This is a genomic window from Streptacidiphilus alkalitolerans, from assembly GCF_042511045.1.
In the GTDB taxonomy this organism is placed as follows: Bacteria; Actinomycetota; Actinomycetes; order Streptomycetales; family Streptomycetaceae; genus Streptacidiphilus; species Streptacidiphilus alkalitolerans.
Genome location: NZ_JBHEZX010000020.1, coordinates 61,129 through 78,367 on the forward strand (window position 1 = coordinate 61,129; position 17,239 = coordinate 78,367).

Annotated in this window: 15 protein-coding genes; 14 read left to right on the forward strand and 1 reads right to left on the reverse strand. The window is 71.0% G+C overall.

Going from position 1 to position 17,239, the window contains the following annotated elements; genetic code table 11:
• Nucleotides 1–21: 21 nt before the first annotated feature.
• From ACEZDG_RS32365 to ACEZDG_RS32425, 13 genes are all read left to right on the forward strand, one after another.
• A complete protein-coding gene (locus ACEZDG_RS32365; protein WP_380516714.1) occupies nucleotides 22–1,116 on the forward strand; it encodes an LLM class flavin-dependent oxidoreductase in 1,095 nt (364 codons plus the stop codon).
• Nucleotides 1,113–3,458: a molybdopterin-dependent oxidoreductase gene (locus ACEZDG_RS32370; protein ID WP_380516717.1), complete on the forward strand. Its 2,346-nt coding sequence runs from the start codon at nucleotides 1,113–1,115 to the stop codon at nucleotides 3,456–3,458. The genes ACEZDG_RS32365 and ACEZDG_RS32370 overlap by 4 nt, the downstream gene beginning before the upstream one ends.
• Nucleotides 3,455–4,636, forward strand: coding sequence for an acyl-CoA dehydrogenase family protein (locus ACEZDG_RS32375; protein ID WP_380516719.1), 1,182 nt, complete (start codon nucleotides 3,455–3,457; stop codon nucleotides 4,634–4,636). Before ACEZDG_RS32370 ends, ACEZDG_RS32375 begins: the two co-directional genes overlap by 4 nt.
• 7 nt (nucleotides 4,637–4,643) lie before the next feature.
• The gene (locus ACEZDG_RS32380; RefSeq protein ID WP_380516722.1) at nucleotides 4,644–5,789 is read left to right on the forward strand and encodes an LLM class flavin-dependent oxidoreductase; all 1,146 of its coding nucleotides are present in this window, start codon (nucleotides 4,644–4,646) and stop codon (nucleotides 5,787–5,789) included.
• On the forward strand, nucleotides 5,786–6,514 hold the full coding sequence (locus ACEZDG_RS32385) for an alpha/beta hydrolase (RefSeq protein ID WP_380516724.1): 729 nt from the start codon (nucleotides 5,786–5,788) through the stop codon (nucleotides 6,512–6,514). The genes ACEZDG_RS32380 and ACEZDG_RS32385 overlap by 4 nt, the downstream gene beginning before the upstream one ends.
• A gap of 44 nt (nucleotides 6,515–6,558) precedes the next feature.
• Nucleotides 6,559–7,683 (forward strand): LLM class flavin-dependent oxidoreductase, encoded by a 1,125-nt coding sequence (locus ACEZDG_RS32390; protein ID WP_380516727.1) that lies wholly within the window; start codon nucleotides 6,559–6,561, stop codon nucleotides 7,681–7,683.
• Nucleotides 7,683–8,186: a flavin reductase family protein gene (locus tag ACEZDG_RS32395; protein ID WP_380516730.1), complete on the forward strand. Its 504-nt coding sequence runs from the start codon at nucleotides 7,683–7,685 to the stop codon at nucleotides 8,184–8,186. Before ACEZDG_RS32390 ends, ACEZDG_RS32395 begins: the two co-directional genes overlap by 1 nt.
• Nucleotides 8,187–8,258: 72 nt before the next feature.
• Nucleotides 8,259–9,896 (forward strand): serine/threonine-protein kinase, encoded by a 1,638-nt coding sequence (locus ACEZDG_RS32400; protein ID WP_380516733.1) that lies wholly within the window; start codon nucleotides 8,259–8,261, stop codon nucleotides 9,894–9,896.
• A 283-nt stretch (nucleotides 9,897–10,179) separates the two neighbouring features.
• Nucleotides 10,180–10,362: a hypothetical protein gene (locus ACEZDG_RS32405; RefSeq protein WP_380516736.1), complete on the forward strand. Its 183-nt coding sequence runs from the start codon at nucleotides 10,180–10,182 to the stop codon at nucleotides 10,360–10,362.
• A gap of 79 nt (nucleotides 10,363–10,441) precedes the next feature.
• Nucleotides 10,442–12,859: an FxsB family cyclophane-forming radical SAM/SPASM peptide maturase gene (locus ACEZDG_RS32410; protein WP_380516739.1), complete on the forward strand. Its 2,418-nt coding sequence runs from the start codon at nucleotides 10,442–10,444 to the stop codon at nucleotides 12,857–12,859.
• Nucleotides 12,850–14,130 (forward strand): MFS transporter, encoded by a 1,281-nt coding sequence (locus ACEZDG_RS32415; protein ID WP_380516742.1) that lies wholly within the window; start codon nucleotides 12,850–12,852, stop codon nucleotides 14,128–14,130. The genes ACEZDG_RS32410 and ACEZDG_RS32415 overlap by 10 nt, the downstream gene beginning before the upstream one ends.
• 202 nt (nucleotides 14,131–14,332) lie before the next feature.
• On the forward strand, nucleotides 14,333–15,394 hold the full coding sequence (locus ACEZDG_RS32420; protein WP_380516935.1) for a radical SAM protein: 1,062 nt from the start codon (nucleotides 14,333–14,335) through the stop codon (nucleotides 15,392–15,394).
• Nucleotides 15,373–15,561, forward strand: coding sequence for a hypothetical protein (locus ACEZDG_RS32425; RefSeq protein WP_380516744.1), 189 nt, complete (start codon nucleotides 15,373–15,375; stop codon nucleotides 15,559–15,561). Before ACEZDG_RS32420 ends, ACEZDG_RS32425 begins: the two co-directional genes overlap by 22 nt.
• 2 nt (nucleotides 15,562–15,563) lie before the next feature.
• On the opposite strand, the gene ACEZDG_RS32430 is transcribed toward ACEZDG_RS32425, so the two are convergent.
• Nucleotides 15,564–16,442, reverse strand: a complete 879-nt coding sequence (locus ACEZDG_RS32430; protein WP_380516746.1) for a hypothetical protein — start codon at nucleotides 16,440–16,442, stop codon at nucleotides 15,564–15,566.
• Between ACEZDG_RS32430 and ACEZDG_RS32435 the strand changes: the two genes are divergently transcribed.
• Nucleotides 16,441–17,238, forward strand: a complete 798-nt coding sequence (locus ACEZDG_RS32435; protein ID WP_380516749.1) for a GNAT family N-acetyltransferase — start codon at nucleotides 16,441–16,443, stop codon at nucleotides 17,236–17,238. The genes ACEZDG_RS32430 and ACEZDG_RS32435 overlap by 2 nt on opposite strands.
• Nucleotide 17,239: the final 1 nt, after the last annotated feature.

The following is a 17,239-nucleotide window of genomic DNA, read 5'->3' on the forward strand; positions in this document are numbered from 1 at the left end:
ATCGACAAAGAGAGGAAAGTCATGTCCATCGAGTTCATCGGCATCGCCAACACCGCCCCGTTCAGCGAGAGCGGAGGCGCCGGCGGATGGTCGGTCGTCGACCCCGCCTATCTGAAGGAGCTGGCCCAGGCCCATGAGGATTCCGGCTTCGACCGGGTGCTGGTGGCGCACTCCTCGGCGAGCCCGGACGGCTTCACCGTCGCCGACCAGGTGCTCACCCACACCAAGAAGCTCGGCGTACTGCTGGCGCACCGCCCCGGCTTCGTCTCCCCCACCCTGGCCGCCCGCAAGTACGCCACCCTGGACGCCTTCCACCCGGGCCGGATCGCCCTGCACGTGATCACCGGCGGCGACGACGCCGACCAGGCCAGGGACGGCGACCTGAGCGACAAGCCGACCCGCTACCGCCGCACCGACGAGTTCCTGGACGTGGTGCGCACCACCTGGACCGCGACCGAGCCCTTCGACTACGACGGCGAGTTCTACCAGGTGCGCGGCGGGAAGTCGGCGCTGCTGCCGTCCCGGCCGATCCCGGTGTACTTCGGCGGCGCGTCCGACGACGCGGTCAGGGCCGGGGCCAAGCACGCGGACGTCTACGCCTTCTGGGGCGAGCCGCTGGCCGGCATCGCCGACCGGATCAAGCAGGTCCGCGCGGCCGCCGCGCCGCACGGCCGCAACCCCAACTTCAGCGTCAGCCTGCGCCCGATCCCGGCCGCGACCGAGGCCGAGGCCTGGAAGCGGGCCGAGGACATCCTGGAGCTCACCAAGGAGCGCTCGGGCGAGCTGCGCAAGGCGTTCAACCTGGACCACTCGGCCCAGGAGGGCTCCAAGCGGCTGCTGGACGTGGCCGCCAAGGGCGACGTGCACGACAAGCGGCTGTGGACCGCGGTGGCCAAGGTCACCGGCGCGGCCGGCAACTCGACCGCCCTGGTCGGCTCGTACGAGCAGGTCGCCGAGTCGCTGCTGGACTACACCGCGCTGGGTGTCGGCACCCTGCTGATCCGCGGCTTCGACCCGCTGGCGGACGCCCGCGACTACGGCACCCTGGTGTCGCTGGTCCGGGAGCAGACGGAGCGTCAGGAGTTCGTCGGCAACCGGGTGCTGGTCGACGCATGAACACCACTCCGACCACCTCGCACTGGGGTGCGTTCGGGGTGCGGCACGCCGCCGACGGCTCGGTGGAGGCGGTGCCGCACCCCGCGGACCCCTCTCCCTCCCCGCTGCTCGGCGGCGTCGGCGGCTCGCTGCGGCACACCACCCGGGTCCGCCGTCCGGCGGTCCGCCGGGGCTGGCTGGAGCACGGCCCCGGGCCCTCGGCGGCGCGCGGCAGCGAGCCCTTCGTCGAGGTCGACTGGGACGAGGCGCTGGACCTGCTGGCCGCCGAGCTGCTCCGGGTCCGCACCGAGCACGGCAACCGGGCCGTGTTCGGCGGCTCCTACGGCTGGGCCTCGGCCGGCCGGTTCCACCATGCGCAGAGCCAGCTGCACCGCTTTCTGAACCAGTACGGCGGCTACACCGGCTCGCGCAACTCCTACAGCCTGGGCACCTCGCTGGTGCTGCTGCCGCACCTGGTCGGCGACGCCGAGGCGGTGCTGCGGGCCGGCTCGTCCTGGCCCACGATCACCGCGAACACCGGGCTGATCGTGGCCTTCGGCGGCATCCCGGAGAAGAACGTCTATGTCACCCCGGGCGGCGTCACCCGGCACTCCACGCCCGGCCACCTGGCCGAGCTGGCCGCCGCGGGGACCGGGATCGTCCTGGTCGGGCCGCTGCGGGCGGACCTGCCCGAGGACATCGACGCCGAGTGGCTGCCGGTCGTCCCCGGCAGCGACACCGCGCTGATGCTGGGTCTGGCCCACACCCTGCTCGCCGAGAGGCTGCACGACCGGGCCTTCCTGGACCGCTACTGCAGCGGCTTCGACACCCTGGCGGCGTATCTGGACGGCTCGGCGGACGGCACCGCCAAGGACGCCGACTGGGCCGCCCGGCTCTGCGGCATCGAGGCCGGACGGATCCGGGCGCTGGCCCGGCGGATGGCCGCCGCGCGCACCCTGGTCACCGTCACCTGGTCGCTGCAGCGGGCCCGCTACGGCGAGCAGCCGGTGTGGGCCGGACTGGCACTGGCGTCGATGCTGGGTCAGATCGGGCTGCCGGGCGGCGGTTTCGGGCACGGCTACGGTTCGATGGGCGACGTCGGCGACACCGGGCCGGTGCTGCGGCTGCCGTTCCTGCCGCAGGGACAGAACCCGGTGCCGGACTTCATCCCCTGCGCCAGGATCTCCGACCTGCTGCTGCACCCGGGCGAGGAGTTCCGCTACGACGGCGACAGCTACACCTATCCGGACATCCGGCTGGTGTACTGGGCCGGCGGCAACCCGTTCCACCACCACCAGGACCTGGGCCGGCTGCGCCGGGCCTTCGCCCGCCCGGACACCGTGGTGGTCCACGAGCCGCACTGGACCGCGTCCGCCCGGCACGCCGACATCGTGCTGCCGGTGACCACCACGCTGGAGCGCGAGGACCTGGGCGGCGGTCGGCGGGACACCCATCTGATCGCCATGCACCAGGCCGTCGCCCCGGTCGGCGAGGCGCGGGACGACTACGCGGTGCTGGCCGGGCTGGCCCAACGGCTGGGCTTCGAGAAGGAGTTCACCGAGGGCCGCAGCCCCCGCCAGTGGCTGCGGCACCTCTACACCGAATGGTCAAGCGACTTGACCGAAAGCGGAATAGCCCACCCCCCGTCCTTCGAGCGGTTCTGGGCCGACGGCGAGTGGCAGCTGCCGCCGGGGCCCGAGCAGCACACCCTGTTCGCCGAGTTCCGCGCCGACCCGGTGGCCGCGCCGCTGGCCACCCCCAGCGGCCGGATCGAACTGGCCTCGGCCCGGATCGCGGCGATGCAGCTGCCGGACTGCCCCGGGCACCCCAGCTGGGTGGAGCCCGAGGAATGGCTCGGCGGGGCCGCGGCGGAGCGGTATCCGCTGCTGCTGATCGCCAATCAGCCGTCCACCCGGCTGCACAGCCAACTGGACACCGGGGCGGTCAGCCTGGCCGCCAAGGTGGCCGGCCGCGAGGCCCTGCAACTGCACCCGGCGGACGCCGCCGCGCGCGGCATCGCGGACGGCGACCTGCTCCGGGTGTTCAACGACCGGGGCGCCTGCCTGGTCGGGGCGGTGCTGACGGACCGGGTCCGCGCCGGGGTGGTGCGGCTGCCGACCGGGGCCTGGTTCGACCCGGTGCCGGGCGTGGAGCCACCGCTCTGCGCGCACGGCAACCCCAACGCGCTCACCGCCGACCTGCCCAGCTCCCGGCTGTCGCAGGGCTGCACCGGCCAGCACGCGCTGGTCCAGATCGAGCGCTGGCCCGACGACGTGCCCCCGCCCCCGGTGACGGTCCGTCACCCGCCGCGCTTCACCGCCGACCCCCGCCCCTCCACCGTGGACAGGGAATCCCACCAATGACCCCACCGTCTCTGCTGAGCCCGACTCCGCCGGCCCTCGACCGGCTGCCCCAGGTCACCGCCGCGCTCGCGGTCAACGCCGCCGAGCACGACCGCGACGCCACCTTCCCCTACGAGGGCGTCGCCGCCGCCCACGACGCCGGGCTGCTCACCGCCACCGTCGGTACCCGGTTCGGCGGCCCGGGCAGCGGGCTGGCCGACACCGTGCGGATCCTGCAGGCGCTCGGCGGCGGGGACCCCGCCGTCGCCCTGGTCACCGCGATGACCCTGTTCACCCACTCCGCCCAGGCCCGCTCCGGCAGTTGGCCGCTGGAGGCCTATGAACTGCTGCTGCGGCAGTCGCTCAGCCGTCCGGTGCTGGTCAACGCGCTGCGGGTGGAACCCGAGCTGGGCTCGCCGGTGCGCGGCGGACTGCCCGTCACCGTGGCCAGGCGGCGGGAGGACCACTGGGAGCTGACCGGCCACAAGATCTTCTCCACCGGCGCGGAGGCCCTGGGCTGGATGCTGGTCTGGGCCCGCACCGACGAGACGCCCACCCGGGTCGGATCCTTCCTGGTCCAGGGCGGCGCCGAGGGCATCACCGTACTGCCCACCTGGAACCACGTCGGCCTGCGTGCCTCGCGCAGCGACGACGTGCTGCTGGACCGGGTCCGGGTGCCGCTCGACCATGTCGCCGGGCTGGCCGAACCGGGTGACGGCGGCGGCCGGGACGTGGTGGGCGGGGCCTGGAACTCGCTCGGGCTGACCGCCCTCTACCTCGGCGTGGCCCGGGCCGCCCAGCACTGGCTGACCGGCTTCCTGCACGAGCGGATTCCCACCGCGCTGGGCGCGCCGCTGGCCACGCTGCCGCGGTTCCAGACCGCGGTCGGCGAGATCGACATCGCCCTCGGCGGCGCGGAGCGGCTGGTCCGCGCCCTGGCCGAGGACGTCGACGCGGGCGACCCGGCCGCGGCCGAGCAGGCCGGCGGCGCGAAGGTGCTCGGCACCCGGGCCGCCCTCGGCGCCGTCGAACAGGCCCTCGCCCTCACCGGCAACCACGGACTGACCTACGACAACCCGCTGCAGCGGCACCACCGCGACGTCCTCTGCAGCCGGGTGCACACCCCCCAGGACGACATGTCCCTCCTCGCCGCCGGCCGCGCCGTACTGGCCCGCCGCACTCTCACAGAAGGCTCGTGACCACCCCATGACCGTCGAATTCATCGGCATGATCGGCACCCGGGACGTCTCCGAGACCCGTCCGCCCTCCGGACCCGTCGTCGACCCCGACTACACCCGCCGCTTCGCCCAGGCCCACGAGGAGGCCGGGTTCGACCGGATCCTGATCGGCTACGGCTCAAGCAGCCCGGACGGCACCCAGGTCGCCGCGCATGTCGCCGCGCACACCGAGAAGCTCGGCCTGCTGGTCGCGCACCGCCCCGGCTTCGTCGCGCCGACCCTGGCCGCCCGCACCTTCGCCACCCTGGACCAGTTCTCCGGCGGCCGGGTCGCCGTGCACATCATCACCGGCGGCCACGACGCCGAACAGCGCCGCGACGGCGACCACCTGGCCAAGGACGAGCGCTACGCCCGCACCGACGAGTACCTGGACATCGTCAAGCGCGCCTGGACCGAGGACGAGCCGTTCGGCCTGGACGGCGCGTACTACCGCTTCGCGGACTTCCACGCCGAGGTGAAGCCCGCTCAGAGCCCGCGCATCCCGCTGTACTTCGGCGGCTCCTCCCCCGCCGCCTACCGGGTCGGCGGCAAGCACGCCGATGTGTTCGCGCTCTGGGGCGAGCCGCTGGCGGAGACCGCCGAGCAGATCGCCTCGGTCCGCGCGGCGGCCGTGGCCGCGGGCCGGACCACCCTGCCCGGCATCAGCGTCTCGTTCCGGCCGATCCTGGGCGCCACCGAGGAACTGGCCTGGGAGCGGGCGCACCGGATCCTGGACACCATCAAGTCGCGCGGCGCGGCCGGCTCCTTCGTCGGCAGCCGCCGTCCCATCCTGCCGGTCGGCGAGGGCGCCAAGCCGCAGAACACCGGCTCGCAGCGGCTGCTGGCCGCCGCCGCCAAGGGCGAGCTGCACGACCGCGCGCTGTGGACCGCCCCGGCCGCGGCGACCGGCGCGGCCGGCAACTCCACCGCGCTGGTCGGCACCCCGGAGACGGTGGCCCGGGCGCTGCTTGACTACGTGGACATCGGCGTAACCACGCTGCTGATCCGCGGCTACGACCCGCTGGACGACGTCGCCGACTACGGCCGGAACCTGCTGCCGCTGGTCCGTCAGGAACTGGCCCACCGCGAGCGCACCGCCACCACCGAGGCCGTCGCGGTCGGCAGTGCCCGATGAGCGCCCCCGCCGCGACCCGGGCGACCAGCTGGTACCCCGCCGAGGGCCTGCTGCAGCGCGGAACCGTGCTGCTGCTGCCCGGCCGGGGCGAACACCCCGGCGTCTACGAGCGGCTCGGCCGACGGCTCTCCGCCGACGCCTATGTGGTGCACGTCCTGGACCTGACCGGCCCGCTCGAACTGGAGCAGGTCAGCCAGGGCTCGGCCGCACCCCTGGTGCTGGCCGGGTCCGACACCGGCGCCCTGCACGCCCTGGTCGCCGCCGCCGACCCCTCGGTGCACCTGGACGGCCTGCTGCTGGTCGGCACCCCGCTCGACGGTGACGGTGCGTCAGCCGTCGAGGGCTGGGAGGGCGAACTCGCCGTCCGCACCGCCTGCCCCGCGCACCGGGGCCGGCTGGAGGGCGACCCGCAGTTCGACCGCGGCGCGCTGGACGGGCCGGTGCCCGCCGACCTGCTCGCCGCCGCCACCGAGGCGGCGTCCCGACTCGGCGACCTGCCGGTGCTGCTGGTGCACGGCGAGGCCGACGCGCTGGCCCCGGTGGCCGGTGCCCGGGCGCTCGCCGCGCAACTCCCCCGCGCGGTCCTGGCGACCGTCGCGGACGGGAAGCACGACGCGCTCAACGACCTCTCCCACCGCAGCGTCGCCGCCACCGTGGTGCAGTGGCTGGAGCGGCTGCGGGCCGGCACCCACCTGCCGGTAGTCGTCACCGTCCACGAGAAATAATCGCCCCCGCGATCCCGTCCGTTCGCCCGAGGAGGAGGACCTTCATGGCCCTGCACCCGCACTGGTACCTGCCCACCTCGGGCGACGGCCGGGACGTGGTCGGCTGGGTGCACTCGCGCATCGCCACCGCCGCGCCCCGCCCCACCGACCGCGCGCCCGACATCGACTACCTCGCCGACGTGGCCCGCTCCGCCGAGCGCCTCGGCTTCGAGTCCCTGCTCACCCCGGCCGGGACCTGGTGCGAGGACCCCTGGATCACCACCGCCGCGCTGCTCCGGGAGACCCGGCGGATCCGCTTCATCGTCGCCCTGCGCCCGGACGCGCTCAACCCGACCCTGGCGGCCCAGATGGCCGCCACCTTCCAACGGGTCTCCGGCGGACGGCTGCTGCTCAATGTGGTCACCGGCTCCGACGACGAGGAGCAGCAGCGCTTCGGCGACTGGCTGGACCACGACGCCCGCTACGCCCGTACCGCAGAGTGGCTGCGGGTGCTGCGCGGGGCCTGGTCCGGCGAGCCCTTCGACCACAAGGGCACGTACTACGAGGTGCGCGGCGCCACCGTCGCCGAGGCGCCCTCGCCGGTGCCGCAGGTGCTGCTCGGGGGCTCCTCAGGCCCGGCCCTGGACGCCGCCGCCGAGTTCGCCGACGTCCACCTCAACTGGGGCGAGCCGCCCGCCGACCTGGCGCCCCGGCTGGCCCGGGTCCGGGAACTGGCGCGGCGTCAGGGGCGCCGGGTGGCCTTCGGGGTGCGGCTGCACGTGATCACCCGGGACACCGCCGCCGAGGCCTGGGCCCAGGCCGACCGGCTGCTGCGGGCGATGGACCCGGCCGCGATCGCGCTGGCCCAGGCCCGGGCCGCCCGTACCTCCTCGGAGGGCCAGCGGCGGATGACCGCGCTGCACGGCGGCAGCCGGGACGGCCTGGAGGTGTCGCCGAACCTCTGGGCCGGTTTCGGTCTGCTGCGCAGGCATGCCGGTACCGCCCTGGTGGGCAGTCACCAGGAGGTCGCCGAACGCCTGGCCGAATACCACGCGCTGGGCGTGGAACACATCCTGCTGTCAGGACAGCCGCACCTGGAGGAGGCGCACTGGTTCGGCGAGGGCGTCCTGCCGCTGCTGCGCCGCGACGGCCTGCTCCCCCTACCGCCACAACCGACAAGGACTCCCTGATGACCGTCACCAGCACCCCCTCCGACACCCTCGCTCCGGCCGACCTGCTGCGCCGCACCCTGCGCCGGCACGCCGCCGGGGTGACCGTGCTGACCGTGCCGGGGCCGGCCGGCTTCACCGCGACCTCGTTCACCTCGGTCTCGCTCGAACCCGCCCTGGTGTCCTTCTACCTCTCCAGTAACGCCTCCACGGCCGGCGCGGTGCTGGACGCGGACATCTTCGCGGTGCACGTCCTGGGCGAGCACCAGAACGCGATAGCCGAACGCTTCGCCCGCAGCGGCGTGGACCGGTTCGCCGGGACGGGATGGTCGCCGGGACCGCAGCAGGTCCCGCTGCTGGACGGGGTGCCGGCCTGGCTGACGGCCCGTCCGGTGCTGCGCCAGGAGGTCGGCGACCACCTGCTGGTGGTCGGCGAGGTGCTGGACGCGGGCGGCGACGGCGGCGCCGGACTGCCGCTGCTGCACCACAGCGGCGCGTTCGGAGCCTTCCGGCCGCTGCACTGAACCATTGCGGACCGGTCACAGAATCTCCGCATCGACTGCCCGAGATGCCCCGGTACCACTAGCTTCGGGGCCGTGACCACGATCGCACCGCCGCTGCCCGGCGACCCGGACCGCATTGCCGACTACCGGATCATCGGCCGGCTGGGGACCGGCGGCATGGGGACCGTCTACGCCGCCCTGGACGCCGGCGGAAGGCGGATCGCGGTCAAGGCGGTGCACCCGGCCCAGGCCGCCGACCCGCAGTTCCGGCTGCGGTTCCAGCGCGAGGTGCAGGTGCTGCGGCGGGTGTCGGGGCCCTGCCTGGTCCCGCTGCTGGACTCGGACCCGACCGCCCCGGTCCCCTGGCTGGCCACGGACTACGTCCCGGGCCCGACCCTGCAGCAGCACCTGGCCAGCCACGGCCCGCTGACGGGCATTCAGCTGAACCTGTTCGCGGCCGGGACGGCCGGGGCGCTGACCGCCATCCACGCGGCGGGGGTGGCGCACCGCGACCTCAAGCCGGCCAATGTGATCCTGTCGCCGCACGGCCCCAAGGTGCTGGACTTCGGCATCGCCCAGGTCGCCGACGGGACCGCGCTCACCGCGACCGGCGTGGTCGCCGGAACCCCGGGGTGGATCAGCCCGGAGTACTACCAGCGCGGCGTCAGCGGCCCGCCCGGGGACGTCTTCGCCTGGGGCGCGATGATCGCCTACGCGGCCACCGGGCGGCTGCCCTTCGGCAGCGGGCAGGAGGCCGCGGTCGCCTACCGGGTCATCAGCGAGGAGGCCGACCTGCACGGCGTCCCGGCCGAGCTGGCCGGCATCGTCGGCTCCTGCCTGGCCAAGGACCCGGCCCGGCGGCCCCCCGCCGCGGCGGTCGCCCAGGTCACCGGAGAACTGCTGGCCCGGCAGGCCACCCAGGTGCTCGGCCCGCACCAGCAGCCCACCCTGCTCGGCTCCGGTCCTTCCGCGGTCCAGCAGTTGATCGCCGAGCAGTGGCACCAGCCCGCCCCGGACGACCCGACCTGGGCCACCGCCGTCAGCCGGCAGCGGCGCCGCAGGGGCGGGCTGATCCTGGCCACCGCCCTGGCCGTGTTCGCCCTCGCCGGCGGCGCCACCTGGGCGGCGTCGAACCTCGGCACGCACCCCACCGCGGGCCCCACCGCGCCCCCGCACACCTCCACCGCGCCTGCCACCACCCCAGCCGCCACCCCAGCGCTGGCCCGTACCCAGGTGGACACCATCGCGCCCTGGGACTCCACCGGCCGGCTCAACGCCGGGGTGACCGTCGCCGGCACCGCGCAGGGCAGCTGCTTCACCACCGCCGAGTCCACCTCGCGCGACGACGCCTTCCGCTGCAACGGCGGCAACAGCCTCTACGACCCCTGCTTCGCCCCGCTGGTGCAGAATCCGACGGCGGTGATGTGCCTGGGCACCAGCCCGACCAAGCTGTTCCGGCTCACCCTCACCGAGCCGCTGCCGGACGTGCCGCCGGTGGCCAGCCCGTCCCCGGTCGAGCCGCTGATCATCATCCTGACCGACGGGATGTCCTGCGGCATGGTCACCGGAGGCACCACCGACCAGGCCGGCCAGCGGCTCAACTACGAGTGCGGCAACGGCGGCGGCCTCTACGGCTACCCGGACAAAACCGGCGTGGTCTGGACGATCAGCTACCTGGCCAAGGGCAGCGCCGTCGGCACCAGCGTCCCGATCGCCACCTCCTACCAGTGAGAGCCCCTGTCGGCAGCGCGATCGCCCGGGCCACGCCCAGGCAGCCCTGACCCTTCACCTCGCCGCATCAGCCCGAGGCTGGAAAGCCTATTGCTTGACCCGGGGCGACGCCACCATTTCGGGGAAATGACCTCTGTCCCGCGCCCCCGATTCAAGCGCGGCACGGAAAACGGATCCGTACGGTCCGCAATAGGGTGGCTGAAATCTGTTGACTTGATCGGCGGAAGTGTCCTAGCTTCATGCCTTGTCCGTGCACGGCTCGCCAAAAACAGCTGGAGGCACTATGCAGGAAACGGTGGAATTGGACATTCCCGCTCAAGTGGCCGATCTCGATGATTTTTCCCTCGAACTCATGGGGGCTTCCGATGATCTCAGATTCTCAAAGATCCTAGAAAGGATCGCGCCGACCTACTCCAGGGTCGAGCGACTGAAGGTCACCGCTTTCAGCAGCAAGATCAAGGGCTAGTCACACGGCTGCTGCGATGCGTAGAAGATCTGCATCGCAGCAGCCTCCCCCGCTGCGTCGAGCGTTCATTCCAGCCACAATGAAGAGGTTTTCCATGAAACCAGGTGGACCGATCGTCCCATTCTCCGACTACATCCTCAAAGTCCACAGCCGCTGCAATCTGGCCTGCGACTACTGCTACATGTACGAGCACGCCGACCAGAGCTGGCGTAATCGGCCGCTGGTGATGAGCGAGCCCACGGTGGTGGCGACGGTCCGGCGGATCAGAGATCACGTGGAGAACCACAAGCTCCAGCGGGTCAGCGTTGGCATGCACGGCGGAGAGCCGTTACTCGCCGGCCATGATCTGATCGAGGGGCTGGCGGTCCGGCTGCGCGGATCCCTGCGGGGCATCTGCGATCCGGAACTATGGATCCAGACGAACGGCGCACTGCTGGATGAGCGGTTCTGCGAGATATTCCTGACCCAGGGAATCGAGGTCGGCGTCTCCCTCGACGGCGGCCGGGAGGCGAACGATCGACACCGGCTCCACGCGAACGGGAGGAGCAGCTTCTCCGCCGCCGTGAACGGGATATCACTGCTGACTTCGGAGCGTTATCGCCCGATCTTCTCCGGGCTGTTGTGCACCATTGACACGGAGAACGACCCGATAGACGTCTACGAATCACTGGCAGAATTTGACCCGCCAGCCATTGACCTCCTGCTTCCGCATGCCAACTGGGAGAACCCACCTCCCCGGCACGACGGCCAGGCCACCCAGTATGCGGACTGGCTCATCCACATATTCGATCGATGGAATTCAGATCACCGCCCATTTCCAATTCGCCTCTTCGACTCGATCATCGATACCTCGCTCGGAGGCTCCAGCGGAGTCGAAGCGATAGGAATCGGCGCGGCCGAGATGGTCGTTGTGGAGACCGATGGCACCTTGGAACAGGTGGACCATCTAAAGTCCACCTTTGAGGGCGCTGCCTACACCGGGCTCGATGTCCTGGACAACTCCTTCGACGAGGCGGCAGCCCATCCCGGGATACGTGCCCGCCAGACCGGAGAGTCCGGCCTGGCAGCGGAATGCCAGGCATGCCCCCTGGTCGCCAGTTGCGGCGGCGGTCTCTACTCCCACCGCTACCAGGCTGACTCCGGCTTCGACAACCCGTCCGTCTACTGCACTGATCTCTACAAACTCATCCAGCACATTCGCGTTGCCGTCGATGCCGACATGCAAGTGACTCCCTCATCATCGATGAGCCGGAAGCCGATCACTAGCTCGATTCTTCGGCAGCTGGGGCAGGGCTACGGGGACCGGTCCGCCGTCGATGCACTGAAGAACAGTCAACGCAGCCTGGGTCGACTACTCGTGGCATCCGTATATCACGCGGTACCAGCAGATCCCCATGCCCGGCAGGCATGGTTGGCGTTGACGCGCATCGATCAAAGCACCCCCGCCGGACTGGCTGCTGTTCTCGCTCATCCCTATGTTCGCGTCCGTGCCACGAATTTTCTGGCCAGGGCAGCGGCACACCGGAAGGGCGATGCGCGGACCACCGGAAGCGGACTCCGATCCCTGCAGCGTGAGTTGCTGGTCGTTTTGGCGGCGGCGGCCGGCGCACGGTCGGGGCTCGCCACAGCGCTCCCGCTGACCATTGAACGGGGCGGCCTCTACCTGCCGACACTGGGAGTTGCCAGGCTCGTTCTCGGCGAACAGCGTGCGGAGGCTACTCTCACATCGTCATCCGGGTCGACAACCATCCGGGCTGGTGACGGCTCGGAGTTGGTACTGGAGACAGGATCCGGAGGTGCGACTGCCGTCCGGAACGACGGGATCCACTGGCAGCCGACCCGGAGCAGGACCGTCCACGGGGTCACGATCGCCTTGGTCGACGACGACCCCTACCGAAACGTCTACGGCGAGGACCCGTCCCTGCCGCTGTCCGACGCCGCAGCGGCCCGGTGGTGGGAACTGCTGGAAGAAGCGCTGCGCATCGTCCGGAGTGACTTCCCAGTCTACTGGGACGGGGTGGCGGGCATCCTGACCGCGATCACGCCGCTCCGCCCCCGCGCCGACGGAGCCCAGGTCAGCGGAACATCCCGGGACGCATTCGGCGCCGTAGGAGTCGCTGCCACCGACGATCCGGAGACGTTGGCCCTGCTACTCCTGCACGAGATCCAGCACGCCAAACTCGGGGCGCTCATGGATGTCGTCGACCTCCACGACGAACAGGACTCCCACCTGTACCCGGCCGCATGGCGCGAAGATCTGCGGCCCTTGGAAGGGTTGCTCCAAGGCACCTACGCCCACATCGCGGTTGCCGACTTCTGGAGAAACCGAAGCCACTGCTCTCCGGAGGGGAGCGGCCACGTCGCCGACCGTGAATACCGGCGTTGGCGCGACGCTACGGACCAAGGCATCGACACCCTGGTGGGATCCGGCTCGCTCACGGACATCGGGCTGGAAGTCGCACTCCAGATGCGGTCCACCGTGCATGGATGGACATGATGCCCGTCATCCCACGTCCACGGCGGAGCGGGAACGACACCGACGCCGAGTCGACGAACTATCGAATTCTCTACGCCGCCAACGCGGTGTCCAGAATCGGATCGGCCTTCTTTCCGGTCGGCCTCGCCTTCTCCGTACTCGACCTCACCGGTTCAGCGGCAGACCTCGGCTACACCCTGGGGGCCACGGCCCTGGCCGAGCTGGGGTTCCTACTGGTGGGCGGTGCTGTGGCCGACCGATGGCCACGGATCCGGATACTGATCCTGTCTACCCTCTGCTCTGCGGCGATCGAGGCGCTTGCCGCGATCACGCTGATCCTGGGATCGGTTCACATCTGGGAACTCGTTGCCCTCTCAGCAACTGCCGGCCTGTCGGGAGCATTCTCCCGGCCAGCCGCGCAAGGTCTGATTCCGACGGTGGTTCCTGTTGGGGGGTTGCAGCGGGCCATCTCCCAGATCCGGCTCGCCAACAGCACCAGCTTCGTCGTTGGCCCCTCCCTGGCCGGGCTCTTCGTCGCAGCGACGAGCCCCGGCTGGGCCGTCTTCGTCGACGCGGCGAGCTACGCCGCCATCCTCCCGCTACTGCTGAGGCTGCGCGGCCGGCTCGACACCACGAAGCCCGAGGACCCCGCTGCCTCCATCGGATTCCTCGGCCAGATTCGTGAAGGGTGGACAGAGTTCTGGGCACGCCCCTGGGTGTGGACGGTGGTCGTCCAGAGTGCCTTTGTGAACATGGGTGACTACGCCGGATTCAGCCTCCTCATGCCCGTTGCTGCGCGCGAACTCTATTCCGGCGCATCGAGCCTGGGATTCCTGATCTCGGGGACTGGGGCTGGCTTCATCATCGGCGGGCTGGTGGGCATCTCCTGGGAACCGCGGCGCCCACTGCCCGTCAGCGTGTCCTACCTCCTCGGGTGCGCGGCTCCGCTGCTGGCGCTGGCCCTGCAACAGCCGTTCTGGGTGGTGCTGCTGGCAACCCTGGTGGGTGGGTTCTGTACGGAGCAGCACGGCGTCTACTGGGACACCTTGTTGCAGCAACACCTGCCCCAGCGGATCCTCAGCCGGGTCTACGCCTACGACCAGTTGGGGTCTGAGTTGTTCACCCCCGTCGGCTACTTCTTCGGCGGGGCGGTCGTGGCATCCATGGGCCTCCTTCCATCCCTCTGGATATGTGTCGGCCTCATCGCTGTACCAACAGTGCTTGTGTTCACCCTCGTCGCGATCCGTGGCTCGCTACATCCCGATTCGTCACTTTTCAACCCCGCTCGGTAAGAGCCTACAAGGGCGGTTTCAAACCGTGCAACGAGCACGGATCGGACGATCGAAGTCCATTTCCTGCCGATTGCAGCGGCGGCATTGACAGTACTTGGCACCCGATCCAGAATTGCGAGGATGTGAGGCTGTATTTCTCATTCCGAGGCGGTGTCGATCCGTGCCGGCAAGCATGCTCAGCCTTCCTCCCTCGACCGTGGTGATGCAGCCCGGAACCTTTTGCAACCTCGACTGCAGGTACTGCTATCTGCCGGACCGCCACGACGTACGGCACATGCCGCCGGAGGTCAACGAGGCGGTGGCCGACACGGCCGCCAAGTGGTCCGCCGCCGGACACGGGGTGGAGGCGCTCTGGCACCTCGGGGAGCCGCTCGCGGTCGGCGTCGAGCGACTGGACCGGCTGCTTTCCCGCTGGCCACGGGAGACGTCGCACACCATCCAGACCAACGGCACACTCATCAATGACGCCTGGTGCGACCTGTTCCAGGCGCACCGGGTGCGAATCTCCGTCAGTTCGGACGGACCGGGCCCCATGAACGCGGACCGGGTCACCAGGTCGGGCCGCCCGGCGGCGTCCCGGATCGAGGCGGGCCTGGCGTCCCTCAGGAGCAGAGCCATCCCCTTCGACCTGCTCTCGGTGGTCCGCGTGCCGGACGCGAGGACGGCCGGAGCCGTGTACTCCTACGCCCGCGACATCGGTGCCGTCTCGCTCGGCATCCTGCCCGAGGAGAAGAAGGGCGCCCACGGCCGGAGCGCCGCGGCGTCCAAGGAGGATTGGACCGAATTCTTTTCCGCGCTCTACACGGAATGGCAGCGCGACCCGGCCGTCCGGCTGCGGGAACTCGAATCGGTGATGAACTGCCGGGATTCGATCCTGGCGGGCGTCACTTACGAACAGCTCCAGGACATTCCGGTGGAACCGATGCCCACCGTCTCCCACAACGGCGATGTGACGGTTCTGTCGCCCGACTTCTCCGGCCATACGCACCCGGAATACGGGCCCTTCACCGTCGGCAATGTCCTGGACGACGCACTCGACAGCATTCTCGCCCGGGCGCACGAGCGGCCCTGGGTGCGGGAGGCCCTGACGGGCGTGAGGAACTGTCGAACGGCCTGCCGCTACGCCTCAGTCTGCGGCGGGAACTGGCCCGCGAACAAGTACTTCGAACTCGGCCGTCTCGACGCAACCGAGACGGCGTACTGCCGCAATCTCCACCAGGCAAAAATGGAAGGGGCTCTTCAATGCCAGACACCCAGTCAGTAGAACGGCCGCACGAAGCTCTCGCCAGGGACCTCCGGGAGAACGACGAGAAGCTTGAGTGGCTTCTCGGCCCGGCGCGGCAGCCTCTGTCCGGCAACGACCCCCTGGTCTTCCTGCGGTTCAGCTCCTCGAGCCAGGTCTGGGAGCGCCGCGCCGAACAGGGGGTCTGAGGTCAGCGCCGGAGCCTGGGGAACCTCCCTGCGATGACGACGGCCTCCGACGGAAGCCGGCATCCCGTCATGGAGCCGTCGTGCAGGGAGTTCCCCGCCGGGAAGACCGCCATCTCCCCCGGAGCCAGCCTGACCACCAGGCAGACGATGCCGGCCGCCCCCGACGGCTCGTTCCGCAGCAGGGTCCGCAACTGGCGGGTGTCCGGGACGTGCTGGCCGTCTCCCGGCCTGAGCCGGTCCGAAAGCTGCAGCGCCGTCATATTCAGCCCCAGCACCAGCAGTCGGTCGCCGGGACCGATATTGCACAGGCCGCGCCTGTCCGACAGCTGCGCCCGCACCGACCGGGAGAATCTCTCGCCCTCGCCGCGATCGGTGAGCACGTTGTCGTAGTGCATACCGACCAGCTTTCCCGGAAAGTACTCGGAGTACTGGGATATCCGGGCGTCCATCCGCGTGGTGGTGCGCATCCCCGGCTCCGCCGAGAGCAGCCCCACCAGCCGGCCCCGGTGACCGGCCAGGGTGCGGACCGTCCCGTCGTGCGGCCGGAAGTCCGGTCGCCGCGCTTCCGCAAGGATCTCCGGCATCGGTTCCCGGTCCAACGCCACCTCGGCGAACCCCACGCAGAGGCCCGGCGGGGTCAGCGGTCCGGCGATGAACCCCGCGAGCAGCGGAAGGTGGGCCGACCGCAGCGGCACCGGGTCCGTGGGGACGACGGCGTCCTCCGCATAGTCGTACGCCTGGTCCTCGACCCCGTCGGCCAGCCGGACGCCGCAGACCGAGAAGCGTCCCAGGTGCTCCTCCAGCCACTCCGAGGAACAGTCAAGACGAAGGGAGCCGGCGTCGATGCGCAGAGGCGCAAGCAGACGTGTCGCCTCATCCATGGGTGACCAGCTACCCGGAGGCCGCCCGCGCCACACCTCCACCGCGCCCCGGCGGAGCGTGCTGTGCGACGCCGAGGGGAGTCCACTGGTCGACTTCGTGGCCGGACGGTCGATCACCGGCCGGGACTGGGCGGACGACATCCGGCTCCCGGACTCCCGCCCCGCACCCGCCGCCGACGCGATCCTCGCATCGCTGCCCGGCTGGATGGCCTCCACCTCGCACCGCGAACTGGCCGCCCTGCTCTCGGTCCGCGCGCTGCAGCTCCGTCAATTCCACCTCTACGCCTGGGACTTCTCCACCCAGCGGCCCGACCCGGACTGGAGCGAGCCCCGGCTTCCCGACCACCTGCGGATCCGCGGCCTCGACGGAGTCACCGCCTCCGACCTCGACCCGGTCCGCGGACGCGCCTATCCGGTCGGCCATATCGACCACGCCGAGGGGCAGTTGACCCGGTTGACCGGGCTGCTCCGCGGTTCCCTCTACGGCCCCGTCCTGGCCTGCAGCAAGGTCGCCCTCGCCGGATCGACCCCGGTCGCCGCGGCCCTGGTGGCCGGTCGGAGCGGGCTGCCCGCCTGGCCCGCGCCCAGCATCGTCGACCTCTTCCGGGACCCCCGGGAGGCAGTTCCCGGCATCGGTGCCCTGCTGCTGCGCTCCGCCCTGGCCCAGGCCTCCGCCGACGGAACACCGGACCGGCTGCTGCTCACCGTCACCGAGGGCAATCCCGCGCAGCGCCTCTACGAACGGACCGGCTTCACCCGCCTCGGCAGCGCCCGCTGCTTCCTCGTCCCGTCCTGAG

Excerpts from the sequence above, each read along its gene's own strand:
- ACEZDG_RS32365 (WP_380516714.1), top strand. The coding sequence starts at position 22 with ATGTCCATCGAGTTCATCGGCATCGCCAACACCGCCCCGTTCAGCGAG.
- ACEZDG_RS32370 (WP_380516717.1), top strand. The coding sequence starts at position 1,113 with ATGAACACCACTCCGACCACCTCGCACTGGGGTGCGTTCGGGGTGCGG.
- ACEZDG_RS32375 (WP_380516719.1), top strand. The coding sequence starts at position 3,455 with ATGACCCCACCGTCTCTGCTGAGCCCGACTCCGCCGGCCCTCGACCGG.
- ACEZDG_RS32380 (WP_380516722.1), top strand. The coding sequence starts at position 4,644 with ATGACCGTCGAATTCATCGGCATGATCGGCACCCGGGACGTCTCCGAG.
- ACEZDG_RS32385 (WP_380516724.1), top strand. The coding sequence starts at position 5,786 with ATGAGCGCCCCCGCCGCGACCCGGGCGACCAGCTGGTACCCCGCCGAG.
- ACEZDG_RS32390 (WP_380516727.1), top strand. The coding sequence starts at position 6,559 with ATGGCCCTGCACCCGCACTGGTACCTGCCCACCTCGGGCGACGGCCGG.
- ACEZDG_RS32395 (WP_380516730.1), top strand. The coding sequence starts at position 7,683 with ATGACCGTCACCAGCACCCCCTCCGACACCCTCGCTCCGGCCGACCTG.
- ACEZDG_RS32405 (WP_380516736.1), top strand. The coding sequence starts at position 10,180 with ATGCAGGAAACGGTGGAATTGGACATTCCCGCTCAAGTGGCCGATCTC.
- ACEZDG_RS32410 (WP_380516739.1), top strand. The coding sequence starts at position 10,442 with ATGAAGAGGTTTTCCATGAAACCAGGTGGACCGATCGTCCCATTCTCC.
- ACEZDG_RS32415 (WP_380516742.1), top strand. The coding sequence starts at position 12,850 with ATGGACATGATGCCCGTCATCCCACGTCCACGGCGGAGCGGGAACGAC.
- ACEZDG_RS32420 (WP_380516935.1), top strand. The coding sequence starts at position 14,333 with ATGCAGCCCGGAACCTTTTGCAACCTCGACTGCAGGTACTGCTATCTG.
- ACEZDG_RS32425 (WP_380516744.1), top strand. The coding sequence starts at position 15,373 with ATGCCAGACACCCAGTCAGTAGAACGGCCGCACGAAGCTCTCGCCAGG.
- ACEZDG_RS32435 (WP_380516749.1), top strand. The coding sequence starts at position 16,441 with ATGGGTGACCAGCTACCCGGAGGCCGCCCGCGCCACACCTCCACCGCG.
- ACEZDG_RS32430 (WP_380516746.1), bottom strand. The coding sequence starts at position 16,442 with ATGGATGAGGCGACACGTCTGCTTGCGCCTCTGCGCATCGACGCCGGC.